Source organism: Gordonia sp. (in: high G+C Gram-positive bacteria), assembly GCF_047600385.1.
Taxonomy (GTDB): Bacteria; Actinomycetota; Actinomycetes; order Mycobacteriales; family Mycobacteriaceae; genus Gordonia.
The window spans coordinates 1,091,138-1,107,572 of sequence record NZ_JASGKZ010000001.1; the positions used below are offsets into that span (position 1 = coordinate 1,091,138).

At 69.5% G+C, this 16,435-nt stretch carries 11 protein-coding genes and 1 pseudogene; 11 read left to right on the forward strand and 1 reads right to left on the reverse strand.

The window, feature by feature from the left end; genetic code table 11:
- Window positions 1–26 precede the first annotated feature (26 nt).
- From QM809_RS04815 to QM809_RS04830, 4 genes are all read left to right on the forward strand, one after another.
- Complete coding sequence (locus QM809_RS04815; RefSeq protein WP_415044679.1) at window positions 27–2,078, forward strand: hydantoinase/oxoprolinase family protein; 2,052 nt, start codon at window positions 27–29, stop codon at window positions 2,076–2,078.
- Window positions 2,075–4,015, forward strand: coding sequence for a hydantoinase B/oxoprolinase family protein (locus QM809_RS04820; RefSeq protein WP_415044680.1), 1,941 nt, complete (start codon window positions 2,075–2,077; stop codon window positions 4,013–4,015). Before QM809_RS04815 ends, QM809_RS04820 begins: the two co-directional genes overlap by 4 nt.
- A gap of 43 nt (window positions 4,016–4,058) precedes the next feature.
- A complete protein-coding gene (locus QM809_RS04825) occupies window positions 4,059–5,072 on the forward strand; it encodes a zinc-binding dehydrogenase (RefSeq protein WP_415044681.1) in 1,014 nt (337 codons plus the stop codon).
- 69 nt (window positions 5,073–5,141) lie between these two features.
- Window positions 5,142–6,629: an aldehyde dehydrogenase family protein gene (locus QM809_RS04830; protein WP_415044682.1), complete on the forward strand. Its 1,488-nt coding sequence runs from the start codon at window positions 5,142–5,144 to the stop codon at window positions 6,627–6,629.
- A 518-nt stretch (window positions 6,630–7,147) separates the two neighbouring features.
- Here QM809_RS04830 and QM809_RS04835 read toward each other — a convergent pair.
- Complete coding sequence (locus tag QM809_RS04835; RefSeq protein ID WP_415044683.1) at window positions 7,148–8,620, reverse strand: aldehyde dehydrogenase; 1,473 nt, start codon at window positions 8,618–8,620, stop codon at window positions 7,148–7,150.
- A 171-nt stretch (window positions 8,621–8,791) separates the two neighbouring features.
- On the opposite strand from QM809_RS04835, the gene QM809_RS04840 reads away from it, so the two are divergent.
- The 7 genes and pseudogenes from QM809_RS04840 (at window position 8,792) to QM809_RS04870 (ending at window position 16,421) form a co-directional block, all read left to right on the forward strand.
- Window positions 8,792–9,940, forward strand: coding sequence for an acyl-CoA dehydrogenase family protein (locus tag QM809_RS04840; protein ID WP_415044684.1), 1,149 nt, complete (start codon window positions 8,792–8,794; stop codon window positions 9,938–9,940).
- A 24-nt stretch (window positions 9,941–9,964) separates the two neighbouring features.
- Window positions 9,965–11,188 carry an acetyl-CoA C-acetyltransferase gene (locus tag QM809_RS04845; RefSeq protein WP_415044685.1) on the forward strand — a complete coding sequence of 408 codons (1,224 nt, stop codon included), beginning with the start codon at window positions 9,965–9,967 and terminating at the stop codon, window positions 11,186–11,188.
- A gap of 2 nt (window positions 11,189–11,190) precedes the next feature.
- A complete protein-coding gene (locus QM809_RS04850) occupies window positions 11,191–12,372 on the forward strand; it encodes a CaiB/BaiF CoA transferase family protein (RefSeq protein ID WP_415044686.1) in 1,182 nt (393 codons plus the stop codon).
- 68 nt (window positions 12,373–12,440) lie between these two features.
- Window positions 12,441–13,340 carry an HpcH/HpaI aldolase/citrate lyase family protein gene (locus QM809_RS04855; RefSeq protein WP_415044687.1) on the forward strand — a complete coding sequence of 300 codons (900 nt, stop codon included), beginning with the start codon at window positions 12,441–12,443 and terminating at the stop codon, window positions 13,338–13,340.
- 36 nt (window positions 13,341–13,376) lie between these two features.
- Window positions 13,377–14,060 carry a GntR family transcriptional regulator gene (locus QM809_RS04860; protein WP_415044688.1) on the forward strand — a complete coding sequence of 228 codons (684 nt, stop codon included), beginning with the start codon at window positions 13,377–13,379 and terminating at the stop codon, window positions 14,058–14,060.
- 325 nt (window positions 14,061–14,385) lie between these two features.
- Window positions 14,386–15,813: an MmgE/PrpD family protein gene (locus QM809_RS04865; protein WP_415044689.1), complete on the forward strand. Its 1,428-nt coding sequence runs from the start codon at window positions 14,386–14,388 to the stop codon at window positions 15,811–15,813.
- A gap of 145 nt (window positions 15,814–15,958) precedes the next feature.
- Window positions 15,959–16,421 (forward strand): annotated as a pseudogene (locus tag QM809_RS04870) (MaoC family dehydratase).
- Window positions 16,422–16,435: the final 14 nt, after the last annotated feature.

Here is a 16,435-nt window from a genome sequence, read left to right on the forward strand (position 1 = left end):
AGAGAAGATCTGAAGGAGAACACGACATGATCGCAGTAGACGTGGGCGGCACGTTCACCGATGTCGTCGGCTGGCGCGACGGAGAGATCCACACGACCAAGGTGTCGACCGAGTACGGCGACGTCGCCGCCCCGGTCCTGAAGGGCGCCGAACGGCTCGGCGTGGAGTCCGCCGGCGTCTTCAACCACGCCAGCACCCACGGCCTGAACGCCGTCATCACCCGCACGCTGCCCAAGATCGGTTTCCTCGCCACCGAGGGGCACCGCGACATCCTCGACATGGGACGCGTGTGGCGGCCGGCCGACGCGATCCTCGATCCGGGATGGCGGCGCACCTTCGGCGACGCGGCGCAGCCGCTCGTCGACCGGTACCTCCGCCGCGGCATCACCGAGCGCATGCTCGCCTCCGGCGAGGTGCTGTTCGAACTCGACGAGGAGCAGGCGCGCGCCGAGATCGAGGTGCTGCGCACGTGCGGCGTCACCGGCGTCGCGATCTGCCTCATCAACGCCTACGTCAACCCGGCCCACGAACTCCGACTGCGCGACCTGGTCCGGGAGATCCTCGGCGACGTCCCGGTCTCGATCTCCAGCGAGGTCTCCCCGCTGGCCAAGGAGTACGCCCGGGCGTCGACCACCGTCGTCGACACGCTGATGAAGATCATCTACACCGACTACACCGCCCGGCTCGACTCCGGTCTGCGCGACCTCGGGTTCGACGGCCACCTGAACTTCGCCGACTGCGCCGCCACCCTGGTGCCCGCCCGGCACGCGATGGAGCGGCCCTTCCGCATCGTCTTCTCCGGCCCGGCGGCCGGCACCGTGGCGTGCGCGCACTTCGGCGAGCTCATCGGCACCGGCCATCTGCTGTGCGCCGACGTGGGCGGCACCTCGTGCGACATCAGCGTGGTGACCGACGGCGAGCCGCGCGTCAACACCTCCTTCGAACTCGAACACGACCTGGTGGTCGACGCGCTCTCGAACGACGTCGCCAGCATCGGCGCCGGCGGCGGCAGCATCGTGCACGTCGGCCGCCAGGGCGAGATCCTGGTGGGACCGGACAGCGCCCGCGCCGAACCGGGTCCGGCCTGCTTCGGTCGCGGCGGCACCCGGCCGACCACCACCGACACCTGCCTGATGATCGGCATCCTCGACCCCGAGGGCTTCGCCGGCGGCGAGGTGACGATCGACCGCGAACTGTCGAGGCGGGCCTTCGAGGGCCTGGACACCTCGTTCACGCCGGCCCAGCGCGTCCGGTACGCGTACGAGATGGCGGTCCACACCATGGCCGAGGGGCTGTTCAACGTCGCGATCAAGAACGGCGTCGACCCGCGCGACTACAGCCTGATGGCCTTCGGCGCGGCCGGACCGATGCTGCTCCCCGCCGTGCTCGACGCGGTGCGCTGCAAGCAGGTCGTCGTGCCGCCGAGCCCGGGTCTGTTCTCCGCGCTCGGTCTGCTCTCGGCCGACCAGGTGTTCACGGTCAACCGCAGCGCCTACCTGATGCTCGACGGCTCCCAGGCGGAGCGGATCGACGCGATCTTCGCCGACATCGAGCGCGAACTGCACGAGCAGATCGGCGACGTCGACACCGAGGTGACGCTGCACCGCAGCATGGACGCGCACCTGGCGGGGCAGAGCTGGGAGACCCCGTTCGTCCCGGTGCCCGACGGCACGCTCGACGCGGCCGCCGTCGACCGGATGGTCGCCGCCTTCCACGACACCTACGAGGAGCGGTCGGGCAACCGGTTCGAGACGATCCCCGTCGAGGGCGTCACCTTCCGGGTCCGGGCGGTCCTGGCCACCGAGAAGGTCAGCTATCCGGTGCTCCCCGAACGCGATCCGGCGCAACCGCTGGAACCCGTCGGCACCCGCACCCTGCGCTACCTCGGCGACCTCGCCGACGGCGACGGCGAACAGGTCGCGCACGTCTACGACCGCGCGCAGCTGCGCGCGAACGACGTCGTCGCAGGCCCGGCGATCATCAACGAAGAACTCTCGACCACCCACGTCGGCGCAGGTCAGCACGCCACCGTCGGCGCACACGGCGAGATCGTCATCCGAAGGAACCACGCATCATGACCAGCACCCTCGAACCCGCCGATCTCGCGGACACCCCGATCCGGCAGCTGTCCGACGACGAGTTCGCGGCCCGCTACGGCTGCGACCGCTTCACCGCGTCGGTGCTGCGGAACCGGCTGGACTACGTCGTCGAACACATGTCGACCGGCTTCATGCGGGAGGCGTTCTCGCCGATCATCCGCGACTGGTACGACTTCGCGTGCACCATCAGCGGGCCGGCCGAGCAGGACTACCCGATGGCGGTGGTCTCCAACAGTCTGATGGTGTTCCTGGGCACCATGGGCGACGCCGTGCGCAACGCGGTGGTCGAGTACGGCCCCGACAAGCTGAAGCCGGGCGACGTCCTGATCTGCAACGACCCGTACCGCGGCGGGCGCCACGTGAACGACGTCGCGTTCATCCGCCCGGTGTTCCACGACGGCCGGATCGTCGCCTTCGTGAACATGTGCGCGCACCAGCTCGACATGGGCGGCACGGTGCCCGGCGGCTTCTCGGCGACCAAGCGGAACGTCTTCGAGAACGGTCTGGTGATCCCGCCGATGCTGCTCTGGTCGGAGGGCGAGCCGGTGCGCGGCACCTTCAGTCTGATCTTCGACAACACCCGCTGGGGCGGGATGCTGCTGCCGGACTTCAAGTCCATCTTCCAGCAGCTCAACCTGGGGGAGGAGTTGATCCGCGGCAACATCGAGCGGTACGGCGTCGACGCCTTCCTGGGCACCCTCACCTACGCCTGCGACTCGTCGGCCGAGCGGATGCGCGAGGCCATCGCCCGGGTGCCCGACGGCGACTACCACGGCTCGGCCCTGATCGACGCCGACGGCCTCGACGACTCGCTCGAGTACCGCGTGCGGGTGACGCTGCACAAGCGCGGGCAGCACATCGAGGTGGACCTGTCCCGGACCGACGAGCAGGCGCGCACCTGCATCAACTGCGGCGTGCTCGACGCCAAGACGTCGGTGGGCGTGGCGCTCACCATGCTCCTGGACCCGAAGGTCCCGTTCACCTCCGGGACCTGGCGGAACATCGACCTGGTCACGGCGCCGGGCACGATCGTCTCGTCGCTGCCGCCGGACGGCGGGATCATGATGTTCTGGGAGGCCTCCGGCGCGGTGGTCTCGGCGATCTTCGACGCCCTGAACCCGGTGCTCGGCGCGCGCGGCGTGGCCGGCGACTACGGCTCGACCAACACCCACAACGCCTCCGGTCTCACCGACGACGGCCGGTTCTGGACCAGCGCCACCCAGTGCGGCGGCGAGCACGGGCCGTGGGGCGCCACCGCGGCCGGCGACGGCGACAGCTACACCGTGCTGTTCACCCTGAACAATCTCGATCCGGCCACCGAGACCATCGAGCACGACTCGCCCGTGGTGGTGCTGCGCAAGGAGCACGCCATCGACACCGGCGGGCCCGGCACCCACCGCGGCGGGGCGGCGAACCTCAAGGATGCGCTCTGGTTCACCGCGGCGCAGCAGTACCTCTCGCCGTTCCGCACCAAGGAGCCCAGCGGGGTCGGCGCCCACGGCGGACGCCCGGGACCGAACGGCGCGATGTGGTTGTTCCCGTCGCCCGACGGCGAGCGCCGGATGATCGGCACCGCCGCGGAGGCGTACCGCGACAGCGTTCCGGTGGCCGGCGTGCTGGATCCGGAGACCAAGGCGCTGGACCCGGAGAACGGCAGCTACCACTACTTCGCGCAGGAACCGGTCTGGCAGACCGCGCCGAACACCGTGCTGCGCTGTCTCACCAACGGGGGCGGCGGCTGGGGCGATCCGTTCGCGCGGGCGCCGGAGGCGGTGCTGCGCGACGTGCGCAACGAGTACGTGAGCATCGCCGGCGCCGCGCGGGACTACGGCGTCGTCGTCGTGGGGGATCCGCGGCGCGACCCCGAGGGACTGCGGATCGACGAGGCCGCCACCGCCGCGCTGCGCGAGCGCTGACCGGCATCCGACGACACACCCCTATATATAAGGAGAAGAAACGATGAAAGGCATCGTGTTCCCCGGCGACGGCACCGTCGGCGTCAGCGATTTCCCGGAGCCCGCGGCGGGCCCCGGCGAGGCTCTGGTCAAGATCCGGGCCTCGGGGATGTGCGGGAGCGACCTGCACTTCGTCCACGGCACGTTCCCGGTGGGCGACGTGATCCAGGGCCACGAACCGTGCGGGGAGGTCCTCGCGGTGGGCCCCGGCGTCCCGGAAGGCCAGGTGAAGCCCGGCGACCGGGTGATGGTCCACCACTACTACGGCTGCAATCACTGCCGACGCTGCCGTGAGGGCTGGCCGCAGATGTGCGAGACCGCGCCCGCGGCCACCATGGCCGTCCACGTGAACGGCGGTCACGCGCCGCTGGCGGCGATCCCGGTCTCCTCGCTGCTGCCGATGCCCGACGGCCTCTCGTATCGGGCGGGCGCGGCGATCGGCTGCGGCACGGGCACCGCGTGGGGTGCGATCAAGCGGGCCGGCGGCGTCGAGGACACCGTGACCGTCGTCTTCGGGCAGGGGCCCGTCGGCCTCTCGGCCACGATGTTCGCCGCGGCGATGGGGGCGAGCGTCGTCGCCGTCGACGTCGATGACGCGCGGCTGGCCCAGGCCGCGGAGTTCGGGGCCGCGGTGACCGTGAACTCGCGGACCGCCTCGCTGGTCGACGTCGTCTCGCGGTACACCGACGGCAGGCTCGCCGACGTCGTGATCGACACGTCCGGCCGGGCCGCCGACGATGCGCTGAGCGTGCTCGGCACCTTCGGCACGGCGGTCTTCGTCGGTCTGCCCGGCGAGGTCTCGTTCACCACCCAGGCGATCTACAAGAAGCAGTGGACGCTGATGACGTCGTGGACCATGTCGACCGTCGAACAGGCGCGTTGCGCCGACTTCGTCGTGAAGCACGATCTGCCCGTGGACGCGCTGTACTCGCACGAGTGGACGCTGGACCAGGCCGTGGAGGCGTACGAGTGGTTCGACCGACAGGACGCGGGCAAGGGTGTCTTCGTCTTCGAATGAAGCATAATATTTTCCATGACATGACCCGCATCACAGTGCGGACGTCATCGACGACCGAGAGGAACCACCATGACCGCTTCGACGTCCGAAATCCGGATCCCCGACTTCGTCGGGGGTGAGAAGAAGAACCTGATCGGCGGCGCATGGGTGCCGGCGGCGTCGGGGAAGACGATCGACGTCGTCAATCCCGCCACCGGACAGGCGGTGGCCGCCATCGCGGCCGGCGGCGCCGACGACGTCGACCGGGCCGTGAAGGCCGCCCGCGCGGCCTTCGAGGGCGAGTGGAGCACCTGGACGCCCCACGAGCGCCGCAAGCTGATCCTGCGCGTGCACGACATCGTGCTGGAGAACTTCGAGGAGCTCGCCGCCGTCGAGACCCTCGACATGGGGGCTCCGCTGGCCCGCACCCGCGGCCTGAAGGAGTGGACCTCGCAGGTCCTGCAGTTCTACGCGACCCAGACCGGCCTGGCCGGTTCGGCCGCTCCGGCGCAGAACTCGCTGCCCGGCGACTTCCTGTCGCTCAAATACCTGGCGCCGGTCGGCGTGGTGGGCGGCGTGATCCCGTGGAACGGTCCGCTGATCGGCCTGTGGTGGATCTTCGGTCCGGCCCTGGCGACGGGCTGCACCGCGGTGCTCAAACCGGCCGAGGACGCCTCGCTCTCGGTGCTGCGCGTCGCCGAACTGATGCAGGAGGCGGGGGTGCCGGACGGCGTGGTCAACGTCGTGACCGGGTACGGCGCCGAGGCGGGGGCGGCGCTGGCCGCGCACGACGACGTCGACCGCATCGCGTTCACCGGCTCGGTCGGCACCGCGCAGGAGATCGTGAAGGCCTCGGCGGGCAACCTCAAGCGTCTGCAACTGGAGCTGGGCGGGAAGTCGCCGGACATCGTGTTCGCCGACGCCGACCTGGACAAGGCCGTCCCCGGTGCGGCGATGGGCGTGTTCACCAACAGCGGTCAGGTGTGCGTCGCCGGTACCCGCATCCTGGTGGAGCGGTCGATCCACGACGAGTTCGTGCGGCGCCTGGGCGAGTTCGCGAAGACGGTCCGGGTCGGCGACGGACTGGACCCGGACTCGCAGCTGGGGCCGTTGATCTCGGCGCGGCAGCTGGACCGGGTCCTGGAGTACATCGACATCGGCTCCGGGGAGGCGGAGCTGGTGTCCGGCGGCGGCCGCCTCGGCGGCGACAAGGCCGACGGCTACTACGTGGAGCCGACCGTGTTCGCCAACGCGGACAACGACATGCGGATCGCCCGCGAGGAGATCTTCGGCCCGGTGGCCACGGTGATCCCGTTCGACACGGTGGAGGAGGCGATCGCGATCGCCAACGACACCCAGTACGGGCTGGCCGGCGGCGTGTGGACGCAGAACGTGGGCACCGCGCACAAGGTGTCGCAGGCGCTGCGGGCCGGCACGATCTGGGTCAACTGCTACGGCGTGCTGGACCCGTCGATCGGGTTCGGCGGCACCAAGCGCAGCGGCTACGGCTGGAAGGGCGGCCGGGAGCACGTCGAGGGCTACCTGTACCCGAAGGCCGTGTACCTGAACCTCGATTAGGGGAGTGACGGGGGAGCCCCTTCGACTCGGGCTCCTCCGTCGCCCGGCTCGGGGAGCGTCGGGTTCGCGGTGCCCCTTCGACTCGCCTCCTCCGTCGGCGGCTCAGGGAGCGGTGGGGCCCGTCTCCTCCGATCGATCCCTGAGCCGGACCGCGTGTCCTCGAGCTCTGTCTTCTCTGATCGATCCCTGAGCCGGACCGCGTGTCCTCGAGTTCTGTCTTCTCTGATCGATCCCTGAGCCGGACCGCGTGTCCTCGAGTTCTGTCTTCTCCGGTCGATCCCTGAGCCGGACCGCGAACGAAGTGAGCGGTCCGAGTCGAAGGGGCTCCGCGTCACCCGAACGGGCAAGGCATGTCAGAGCGCCTTCTGACGTCGAGTGCGGGGTGGGACGACGATTTCGCGTCGAACGTCTCCGCGCGACACGCGCCCGACTGGATTCCGGCGCGCTATCTCGAAGAACGTCGCGTGGCGGAGGACGAGTGAGACCGAAATCGTCGTCCTGCCCCGCCCCACTCGGGGTCAGGCGATCGTGAGCTTCTCGTACAGTGCGTCCGTCAGACCGTACGACTTCATCTCCACGTAGGTGTCGAAGCCCTCGATGCCGCCCTCGCGTCCGATGCCGCTGTCCTTGAAGCCGCCCATCGGGGAGGAGAAGCCCGCACCCCTGCCGTTGATCTCGACGGTGCCGGTGAGGATCCGCCGGGCGACGGCGAGCGCGCGGTCGTCGTCGGCGCTGAAGACCGAGCCGTTCAAGCCGTAGGGGGTGTCGTTCGCGATGGCGATCGCCTCCTCGTCGTCGGCGGCGGTCAGCACGGTGAGCACCGGACCGAACACCTCCTCCTGCGCGATGACCGAGCCCGGGTCGACGTCGGCGAAGACGGACGGCTGCACGTAGTAGCCGCGGTCCAGGCCGGCCGGGCGGCCGCCGCCGGTCAGCAGGCGGGCGCCGGAGTCGACGGCCTGCTGCACATATCCCTCGACGCGGTCGCGCTGGGCGGCGCTGACCAGCGGGCCGAGTTCGGTGGCGGGGTCGAAGGGGTCGCCGACCGGCATCGATTCGACCAGCGCCACCAGGCGCTCGTGCAGTTCCTCGCGGCGGGAGGCGGCGACGACGATGCGCGTCTTGTTGCTGCACACCTGACCGGTGTTGCGCAGCGAGAGGGCGCGCACGGCCGGGAGCACGACGTCGAGGTCGGCGTCGTCGAGCACCACCGCGGCCGACTTGCCGCCCAGTTCGAGGGTGACCCGGCGGATGTCGTGCCCGCAGATCTCGCCGACGCGGCGGCCGGCGGCGGTGGAGCCGGTGAACGAGATCTTCTGCACGCCCGGGTGGCGCACCAGGTGTTCACCGGCCTCGCGGTCGGCGGCGACGATGTTCACCACGCCGGCGGGCAGGCCCGCGCGGTCGAGGAGGTCGCCCAGCAGGTAGGCCGAGAGCGGAGTCTCCGGAGACGGCTTGAGGACGACGGTGCAGCCGCTCAGCAGCGCCGGGGCGAGCTTGAGCATCGCGGTGAGCAGCGGCGCGTTCCACGGGACGATCGCGCCGACCACGCCGACCGGGGCGCGCGTGACGAGCGCCTTGCCGGTGATCGACGACCGGGTGGTCTCCCAGGCGACCTGCGGGGCGGTCTCGATGAAGCTCTCCAGGAGCATGCGGGCGCCGATGGACTGCATGCCGGTCGAGAGGGTGATGGGACATCCCATCTCGGTGGTCACGAGTTCGGCGACGTCGTTCTGGTGTTCGGCGAGCAGTTCGGCGACCCGGCTCAGGACGGCGCTGCGCTCGGCCAGCGGCAGTCGGGGCCAGGGGCCGGTGTCGAAGGCGCGGCGGGCGGCGTCGACGGCTCGGTCGATGTCGGCGGCGACGCCCTGGGGGACGCGGGCGACCACCTCTTCGGTGGCCGGGGAGACGACGTCGAAGGTGAGATCCGAGGCCGGATCCACCCACTGTCCGTCGATGAAGAACTTGTCGTAGTTGCCTTGCCAGACCATTGGGAACTCCCTGGTTGTCTCGGTCGGTCGAGAGATGACGTCGGTGGCGTGCCGGGACCCGTCCGGTTCCGAGTGTGTTCGAAACCACAGCCGACCTCCGCAGTATGTATAATATATTATTAACGACGCCGATGTGACGGCGATCTCAGCCAGAAAGGAATCCGGGGCGAAATGGCGCTTACCAAGGACGAGCAGGAGATGGTCTCGCTGGTGCGGGACTTCATCGATACGCGGGTGGCCGGGCGGGTCCGGGAGTTCGAGCAGGACGACGTGTATCCGGAGGAGTGGATCGAGGAGATGAAGGAGCTGGGCTTCTTCGGTCTCCTGGTGCCGACGGAGTACGGCGGGGTGGATCTGTCGATGGCGTGTTTCTCGGCGGTGTGCGAGGAGCTCGCTCGCGGCTGGATGAGTCTGGCCGGCGCGGTCGGCGGCCACTCGGTGATCAGTTACCTGATCAAGACCTTCGGCACCCCGGAGCAGAAGGACAGGTACCTGCCGGCGATGGCCGAGGGGACGATCCGGGCGACGATGGCGCTCACCGAACCCGGCGGCGGCTCGGATCTGCAGGCGATGCGTACCGTGGCGACGCCGAATGCCGAGGGCTTCTCCATCACCGGCTCGAAGACGTGGATCTCCAACGCCTCGCATTCGGGTCTGTTCGGTCTGCTGTGCCTGACCGACAAGGACGCCACGCCGTCGCACAAGGGCATGAGCGTGATCCTGGTCGAGCCCACCGAGGGTTTCAGCGTCTCCAAGAAGCTCCCCAAGCTCGGTTACCGCGGCGTGGAGGCGTGCGAGCTGGTGTTCGACGGCGCGCAGGTGCCCGCCGACGCGGTGCTCGGCGGCACCCCGAACAAGGGATGGGCGCACATGATGCGCGGCCTGGAGGTGGGCCGGATCCAGGTCGCCTCCCGCGCGTTGGGCGTCGGGCAGGCCGCCCTGGAGGCCGCCACGAAGTACGCGCAGGAGCGCGAGTCGTTCGGCAAACCGATCTGGAAGCACCAGTCGGTGGGCAACATGATCGCGGACATGGCGACCAAGCAGCAGGCCGCCCGCCTGCTGACCCTGGATGCGGCGGACAAGCTCGACCGCGGGGAGCGCGCGGACCTGGAGGCCGGGATGGCCAAGCTGTTCGCCTCGGAGACCGCGATGGAGATCGCCCTGGACGCGGTGCGGGTGCATGGCGGCTACGGCTACTCCAAGGAGTACGAGGTGGAACGGTACTTCCGCGACGCCCCGCTGATGATCGTGGGTGAGGGCACCAACGAGATCCAGCGGAACGTGATCGCCGCCCAGCACATCGCCCGAAACAAGATCTGATCGTTCGAGGGAGTCTTCTCAGTCATGTCTTCACAGTCTCTGCGGCGTGCGGCGATCGTCGCTCCGCTGCGTACCCCGGTCGGCACGTTCGGCGGATCGTTGAAGGACCTGCCGGTCGAGGACCTCGGCGCCCGCGTGGTGTCGGCGACGGTCGAGCGCAGCGGAATCGATCCGGAGCGGATCGACGACGTGGTGTTCGCCCAGTCGTACGCCTCTTCGGAGGTGCCGTGCGTGGGCCGGTGGCTCGCGTTGCACGCCGGTCTGCCGATCTCGGTGCCGGGCATGCAGCTCGATCGCCGGTGCGGCGGCGGTCTGCAGGCGCTGGTGACCTCGGCGATGATGGTGCAGACCGGGGCGGCCGATGCGGTGTTGGCCGGTGGCGTGGAGTCGATGTCGCGGATCGAGTATTACTCCACCGATTCTCGGTGGGGGAAGCGGGCCGGCAACTCGGTGCTCTACGACCGGCTCGATCGCGGTCGGGAACGCTCCCAGCCGGAGGCCCGGTTCGGGAAGATCTCCGGGATGATCGAGACCGCCGAGAACCTGGTGGCCGATCACGGGATCACCCGCGAGGCCGCCGACGCCTACGCCGCCCGCAGTCATGCGCGGGCACAGGAGGCGTGGGAGTCCGGGAGGTTCGCCGACGAGGTGGTCGAGGTGACGATCCCGCAACGGAAGGGCGATCCTCGGGTCTTCACCCGTGACGAGGGCATCCGCCCCGGAACCACCGTCGAATCCCTCGCCAGGCTGCGTCCCCTCATGAAGGACGGTGTGGTGACGGCGGGCAACGCGAGCCAGCAGAACGATGCGGCCGCGGCGTGTCTGATCGTGGCCGAGGACAAGCTCGACGAACTCGGCCTGGAGCCGATCGGGTTCCTCACCGGGTGGGCCGCCGCCGGCTGCGATCCCGCGCGGATGGGCATCGGGCCCGTCCCGGCGGTGGAGAAGTTGGCCGCCCGGGCCGGCACCTCGGTGCCCGAGCTGCTCGACGCACTCGACCTGGTCGAACTCAACGAGGCGTTCGCGGTGCAGGTCCTGGCCGTCCTGGCGGGCTGGGGCTGGTCCGACGTCGACCGGTTGAACGTCAACGGGTCGGGGATCTCGCTCGGGCATCCGATCGGGGCGACCGGGGTCCGGATGGTCACCACCATGCTGCACGAGCTGCATCGTCGTGGCGGGGGCACGGGGTTGGCGACGATGTGCATCGGCGGCGGGCAGGGCCTGGCCGCCACCTTCGAGGCGGTCTGAGCATGCACAAGCCTCTGGAGGGCATCCGCGTCCTCGAGATCGGCGGCTACATCGCCCTGCCCTTCGGCACCTCGCTGCTGTGCGCACTGGGCGCCGACGTGGTCAAGGTGGAACGACCGGTGGTCGGCGAGGACTTCCGCCGCCGGATGAACGAGAAGAGCCCCTACTTCCGGCAGTACAACACCGGTAAGCGCTCCATCGCCGTCGACCTCAAGAACCCCGAGGGCGTCGAACTGGTGAAGTCGCTGATCCCCCGGTTCGACGTCGTGATGGAGAACATGCGGCCCGGCAAGGTCGCCGCGATGGGGCTGGGCCCCGACGACGCCAAGGCGGTGCATCCCGATGTGATCTACGCGTCGGTGACCGGCTTCGGCGGCAGCGGTCCGCTGTCCGGCCGGCCGGCCTACGACACCATCGGACAGTCGTACGGCGGCCTCTACTCGATCCTCGGCGACGAGGGCCACCCGCAGCTCGCGGGCGGCCTCAACGCCGACCTGATCACCGGCGTGTGCACCGCGGCGGGCATCCTGGCCGCGCTCGTGGGCAAGCTGAAGACCGGGCAGACGCCGTACGTGCAGACGTCGATCATGGAGGCGGTCAGCCTGCTGACCACCGACAGCATCACGCAGTACTTCGAGTACGGCTACGACCCGACCCGGACCAGCCGGCACCCGCAGGCGCAGAACTTCTGCGTCGAGACCTCCGACCACGAGTTCTTCGCCATGCACCTCTCCTCCTCGGAGAAGTTCTGGCAGGCGCTGTGCGCGGCGATGGACCGGGACGACCTGCGCACCGATCCGCGATTCGCCGAGTACCGCTCCCGCGAGGCCAACTACTTCGAGCTGGCCGAGGTGGTCGCCGAACAGTTCACGACGCGTTCGGCGCAGGACTGGGAACAGGCGCTCGTGAAGTACGACGTGCCCTTCGCCCCGGTGCTCTCGATGAGCGGATACCTGGAGAACCCCCAGGTGAAACACCTGGACATGGTGGAGGAGCAGGACGACGACCTCGCGCTGCTCCGCCCGCCGTGGACCTTCGATGCACGACGACCCGACCGCCCGGGCACCGCCCCGCGGGTCGGCGAGCACTCGTACGACGTGGCGGCCGAGGTGCTGCCCGGCGAGCGGGTGGACGCCCTGATCCAGGCCGGCGTGCTCTACGTCGACCCGGGCCCCGACGCCTGACACGTCACACCTCGCGGTCGTCGAACGCGGCCGCCCCACTGCTTTCCCACAGAACTGGAGAACCACTCATGACCGTGAAGCCGTACCGTTCCATGCTGTTCGTCCCGGGCCACAAGGGTCCGTGGGCCGACAAGGCCGTCAACTCCGGCGCCGACGCCCTGATCCTGGACCTGGAGGACTCGGTGCCCCCGGTGGAGAAGGTCGCCGCCCGCGAGGTGGTCGCCGCCTCGATCGACCGATTGACCGAACAGGGCGTGCGCCCGGATCTGTGGGTCCGGGTGAATCCGGAGGAGACCGGCCTGATGGGCGGCGATCTGGAAGCCGTCGTCCGTCCCGGATTGACCGGACTGTTCCTGGCGAAGATCTACAACGAGACCGACATCGTCCGCCTGGATGCGGTGCTGAGCCACATCGAGCGCCTGCGGGGTCTCCCGGACGGGCAGGTCAAGCTCCTGGCGTGCTTCGAGACCGCGGAGGCGATGGGCCGGTGCGAGCAGGTCATCGGCGCCTCGAACCGCATGGTCTCGGCGCTCGGGGCCACCGGCCCGAACGCCGACGCCGGCCGCTCGCTGGGCATCGAGTTCACCCCGGAGGGCCGCGAGACCCTGTACATCCTGAGTCGGGTCAACCTGGCGGCGCGTGCGCACGGATTGGAGCATCCGGTGGTCGGGGTGTGGCAGGACATCCGGAACCTCGACGGGCTGCGCACCTTCTGCGAGGACAATCGTCGTCTCGGGTATCGGGGTCTGGTGGCGATCCATCCCTCGCACGTCGCCGTCGCCAACGAGGTGTTCGGGCCCAGCGAGGCGGCCGTCGACGAGGCTCGCCGGCTGATCGCCGCCTACCAGGAGGCCGAGGCCGCAGGCAGCTCGGCGGTGGTGTTCGAGGGTCAGCACATCGACATCGCTCACGTGAAGACCGCCCAGGCCGTCATCGACCTCGCCGACGCCGTCGCCGCGGGCGCGTAGCCCCGCGACACCGAAGAACGAGGGGGCCGGTCGGGGATGGCGGTACAGGAGAACGGCACGACGTCGGGCAGGCGGCATCAGCTGTCCGAGGACGTGGCCGCGTACGTGCGCGAGATGATCATCTCCGGCCGGGTCCGCCCCGGCGACTTCCTGCGGACCGAGCCGATCGCGACGGCGGTCGGCGTCAGCAACACCCCGGTCCGGGAGGGACTTCTCCTGCTGGCCGGGGAGGGACTCGTCGAGTTGGTCCCGCGCCGCGGCTTCGTCGTCAACGACGTCAGTCCGCAGGACGTCCGGGACCTCTTCTGGGTGCAGGCCACGCTCGCGGCCGAACTCGCCCGGCGCACCGCCGAACGCATCGACGACGCCGGGATCACCCGTCTCCGCGCGGTGGTCGACCGCCACCGCGCGGCGCTGGAATCCGGTGACGACGCGGGCACCGAGCACTGCGGCCACGAGTTCCACCGGACGGTGAACCTGGCCGCCGGGTCGCACCGGCTGGCCGTCCTGCTCGGGTCGATCGTGAAGCAGTTGCCGAACCGCTTCTACAACGAGATCGAAGGGCACAACCGCGACACGATGGAATCGCACCCGAAGATCATCGACGCGTTCGCCCGGCGCGACGGTCCGCTGGCCGAAGAACTGATGCGCGCTCACATCATGTCCGGCGCGGACGAACTGATCGGCATGCTGGCCAAACAGGGCGTCTGGAAACACTGAACCTCCCCGACCCGACGATCGTCCCCGTCCGACTACTGTTCCCAGCCCGCTCCGATCAGACGATCGTCGCCGTCCGGCGGCTGTTCCCCGCCCGCTCCGACGAGCGTCCCCGTCCGACGGCTGAGCCGGTCGAGCCCGCCGGGGCGAGACCGTGTCGAAGTCCCCCGGCCCGGTGGCGGTGCAGCCCTTCGACTCGATCCGCTCACTTCGTTCGCGGACCGGCTCAGGGGGCGGACGGGGTCCGGGGGGCGGACGGGGTGCGCGGACCGGCTCGGGGATCGGCGGGGACCGGAATCATTCAATCTGCGAAGACAGGGAAGAAACCATGGCACACGAGCACTCTGCGGATCTCGCGACGCTCCTCGACTGCCCGGAGCTGGAAGCGGCCGTGGTCCGCTTCGTCACCGAGCTGACCTACGACGACCTCGACGAGCCCGCGCTCGCCGGACTGAACCGCCTGCTCCGCGACCAGATCGCGTTGGAGATCGGCACCTCGCGGATGCCGTGGTCCCGGCAGGTGCTCGACTACACCCTGGCGGTCGCGCGGCCGGGGAGGAGTCGCATCGCCGCCCACGACGGCACCGTCAGCGCGGCCGATGCGGCGTTCGTGAACGGCACCTACGGCCACGGCTTCGAGTACGACGACGCCCACGGCCCGAGTGCGGCCCATCCGGGCAGCTGCGTGATCCCCGCGGCCTTCGCGATCGGCGAGGAACTGGGCTCGACCCTGCGCGACGTGCTCACCGCGCTGGTGGCCGGCTACGAGGTCTACACCCGGATCGGGGTGCTCGCGGCTCCCGACCTCCTCGCCCGCGGTTTCCATCCGCACGCGGTGCTGTCGACCTTCGGCGCCGCCGCGGTCGCGGCCAAACTGCGCGGCTTCGACGCGCGGACCACGCTCGACGCGCTGGCGATCGCACTGAGCCGGGCGTCGGGCACCACCGAGTACAGCTCCACCGGCGGTTCCATCAAGCGCGTGCACGCCGGTATCGGCACCCAGGGCGGCATGGTGGCCGCGGATCTGGCGGCCGCGGGGCTCACCGGTCCGCACGGTTTCCTCTCCGGATCGAAGGGCTTCTTCCGGACCTTCCTGCAGCGCGGCCCCGGCGAGGATGCGGCGGCGGCCTTCGACGCCGGGAAACCGATGGAGATCGCGACGGTGTGGCTCAAGGCCTACTGCGCCTGCTATTGCACGCACGCCTACATCGACGCGCTGCGGCCGTTCGCCGACCGCGTCGAGGACATCGCGCACGTGCGGCTGCACCTGCATCCGGCGTTCGACGTGATCGTCGGCAACGCCAACGCCAACGCGTTCGCTCCGCGGAACATCGAGCACGTCCAGTTCAGCCTCCCGGCGCAGGCCTCGTTCACGCTGCTGGGGCTGGGCAACGGTTATCGCGTCCACCGCGACTACCTGGCCGGCGAGGTGGATCTCGATCCGGTGCGGGCGTTCACCGAGAAGATCACGATCATCCCGGAGCAGTCGCTCGCCGACCGGTACCCGGGCAAGTTCGTGGCCGACGTCGAGGTGGAGTTCGGTGACGGGACCGTCGAACGCGTCTTCGTCGAGGATCCGATCGGCACCGATCTCAATCCGATGTCGGAGGCCGAACAGGACGCCAAGTTCGCCGAGCTCACGGTCGACGTGATCGGGGAGCGGCAGTCCGCGGCACTGCTCGCCGCGCTGCGGGATCCCGCGCTGGATGCTCCGGTGACGGATCTGACGGCGTTGTACGTGCCACCGCGCGGATGACGCCGCGGAGGAAGTTTTTCCGGCGAAACACTAGCCGCTAGAGAATATTATATATAATCTATGAGTTACTGAGGTCACTCTCTCGGCCCGGTCCCCACCGTCTCTCGGGGCCGGACCCCAACTCCCATCGAAAGGGGAACCCCCGATGCCCGGTATGTGGTTTGAAGAGTTCGAGGTCGGACAGGTCATCGAGCACGAGGTGCGTCGCACCATCACCGAGGCCGACAACGTCCTGTTCTCGACGATGACCCTGAACATGGCGCCGCTGCACCTGGACGCCGAGTACTCGGCCGCCTCGATCCACGGTCAGCGCCTGGTGAACAGCCTCTTCCTGCACGGCCTGGTCTGCGGCATCTCGAATGCACGAGACCACCTACGGCACCACCCTGGGCAACCTGGGCTTCAACGAGACCAAGTTTCCCAAGCCCACCTTCCACGGCGACACCATCCGCGTGGAGACCGAGATCGTCGCCGTCCGCGAGTCCAAGAGCCGTGACGACTCGGGCCTGGTGACCTTCCGTCACAAGGGTATCAACCAGCGCGACGAGGTGGTCTGCGACACCACCCGCGTTGGTCTGATGATGAAGAAGCCGGCCGCCGCCCACTGATCGTCGTCGGCAGC

Coding starts and splice junctions, on each gene's coding strand:
- QM809_RS04815 (WP_415044679.1), top strand. CDS start 27: ATGATCGCAGTAGACGTGGGCGGCACGTTCACCGATGTCGTCGGCTGG.
- QM809_RS04820 (WP_415044680.1), top strand. CDS start 2,075: ATGACCAGCACCCTCGAACCCGCCGATCTCGCGGACACCCCGATCCGG.
- QM809_RS04825 (WP_415044681.1), top strand. CDS start 4,059: ATGAAAGGCATCGTGTTCCCCGGCGACGGCACCGTCGGCGTCAGCGAT.
- QM809_RS04830 (WP_415044682.1), top strand. CDS start 5,142: ATGACCGCTTCGACGTCCGAAATCCGGATCCCCGACTTCGTCGGGGGT.
- QM809_RS04835 (WP_415044683.1), bottom strand. CDS start 8,620: ATGGTCTGGCAAGGCAACTACGACAAGTTCTTCATCGACGGACAGTGG.
- QM809_RS04840 (WP_415044684.1), top strand. CDS start 8,792: ATGGCGCTTACCAAGGACGAGCAGGAGATGGTCTCGCTGGTGCGGGAC.
- QM809_RS04845 (WP_415044685.1), top strand. CDS start 9,965: ATGTCTTCACAGTCTCTGCGGCGTGCGGCGATCGTCGCTCCGCTGCGT.
- QM809_RS04850 (WP_415044686.1), top strand. CDS start 11,191: ATGCACAAGCCTCTGGAGGGCATCCGCGTCCTCGAGATCGGCGGCTAC.
- QM809_RS04855 (WP_415044687.1), top strand. CDS start 12,441: ATGACCGTGAAGCCGTACCGTTCCATGCTGTTCGTCCCGGGCCACAAG.
- QM809_RS04860 (WP_415044688.1), top strand. CDS start 13,377: ATGGCGGTACAGGAGAACGGCACGACGTCGGGCAGGCGGCATCAGCTG.
- QM809_RS04865 (WP_415044689.1), top strand. CDS start 14,386: ATGGCACACGAGCACTCTGCGGATCTCGCGACGCTCCTCGACTGCCCG.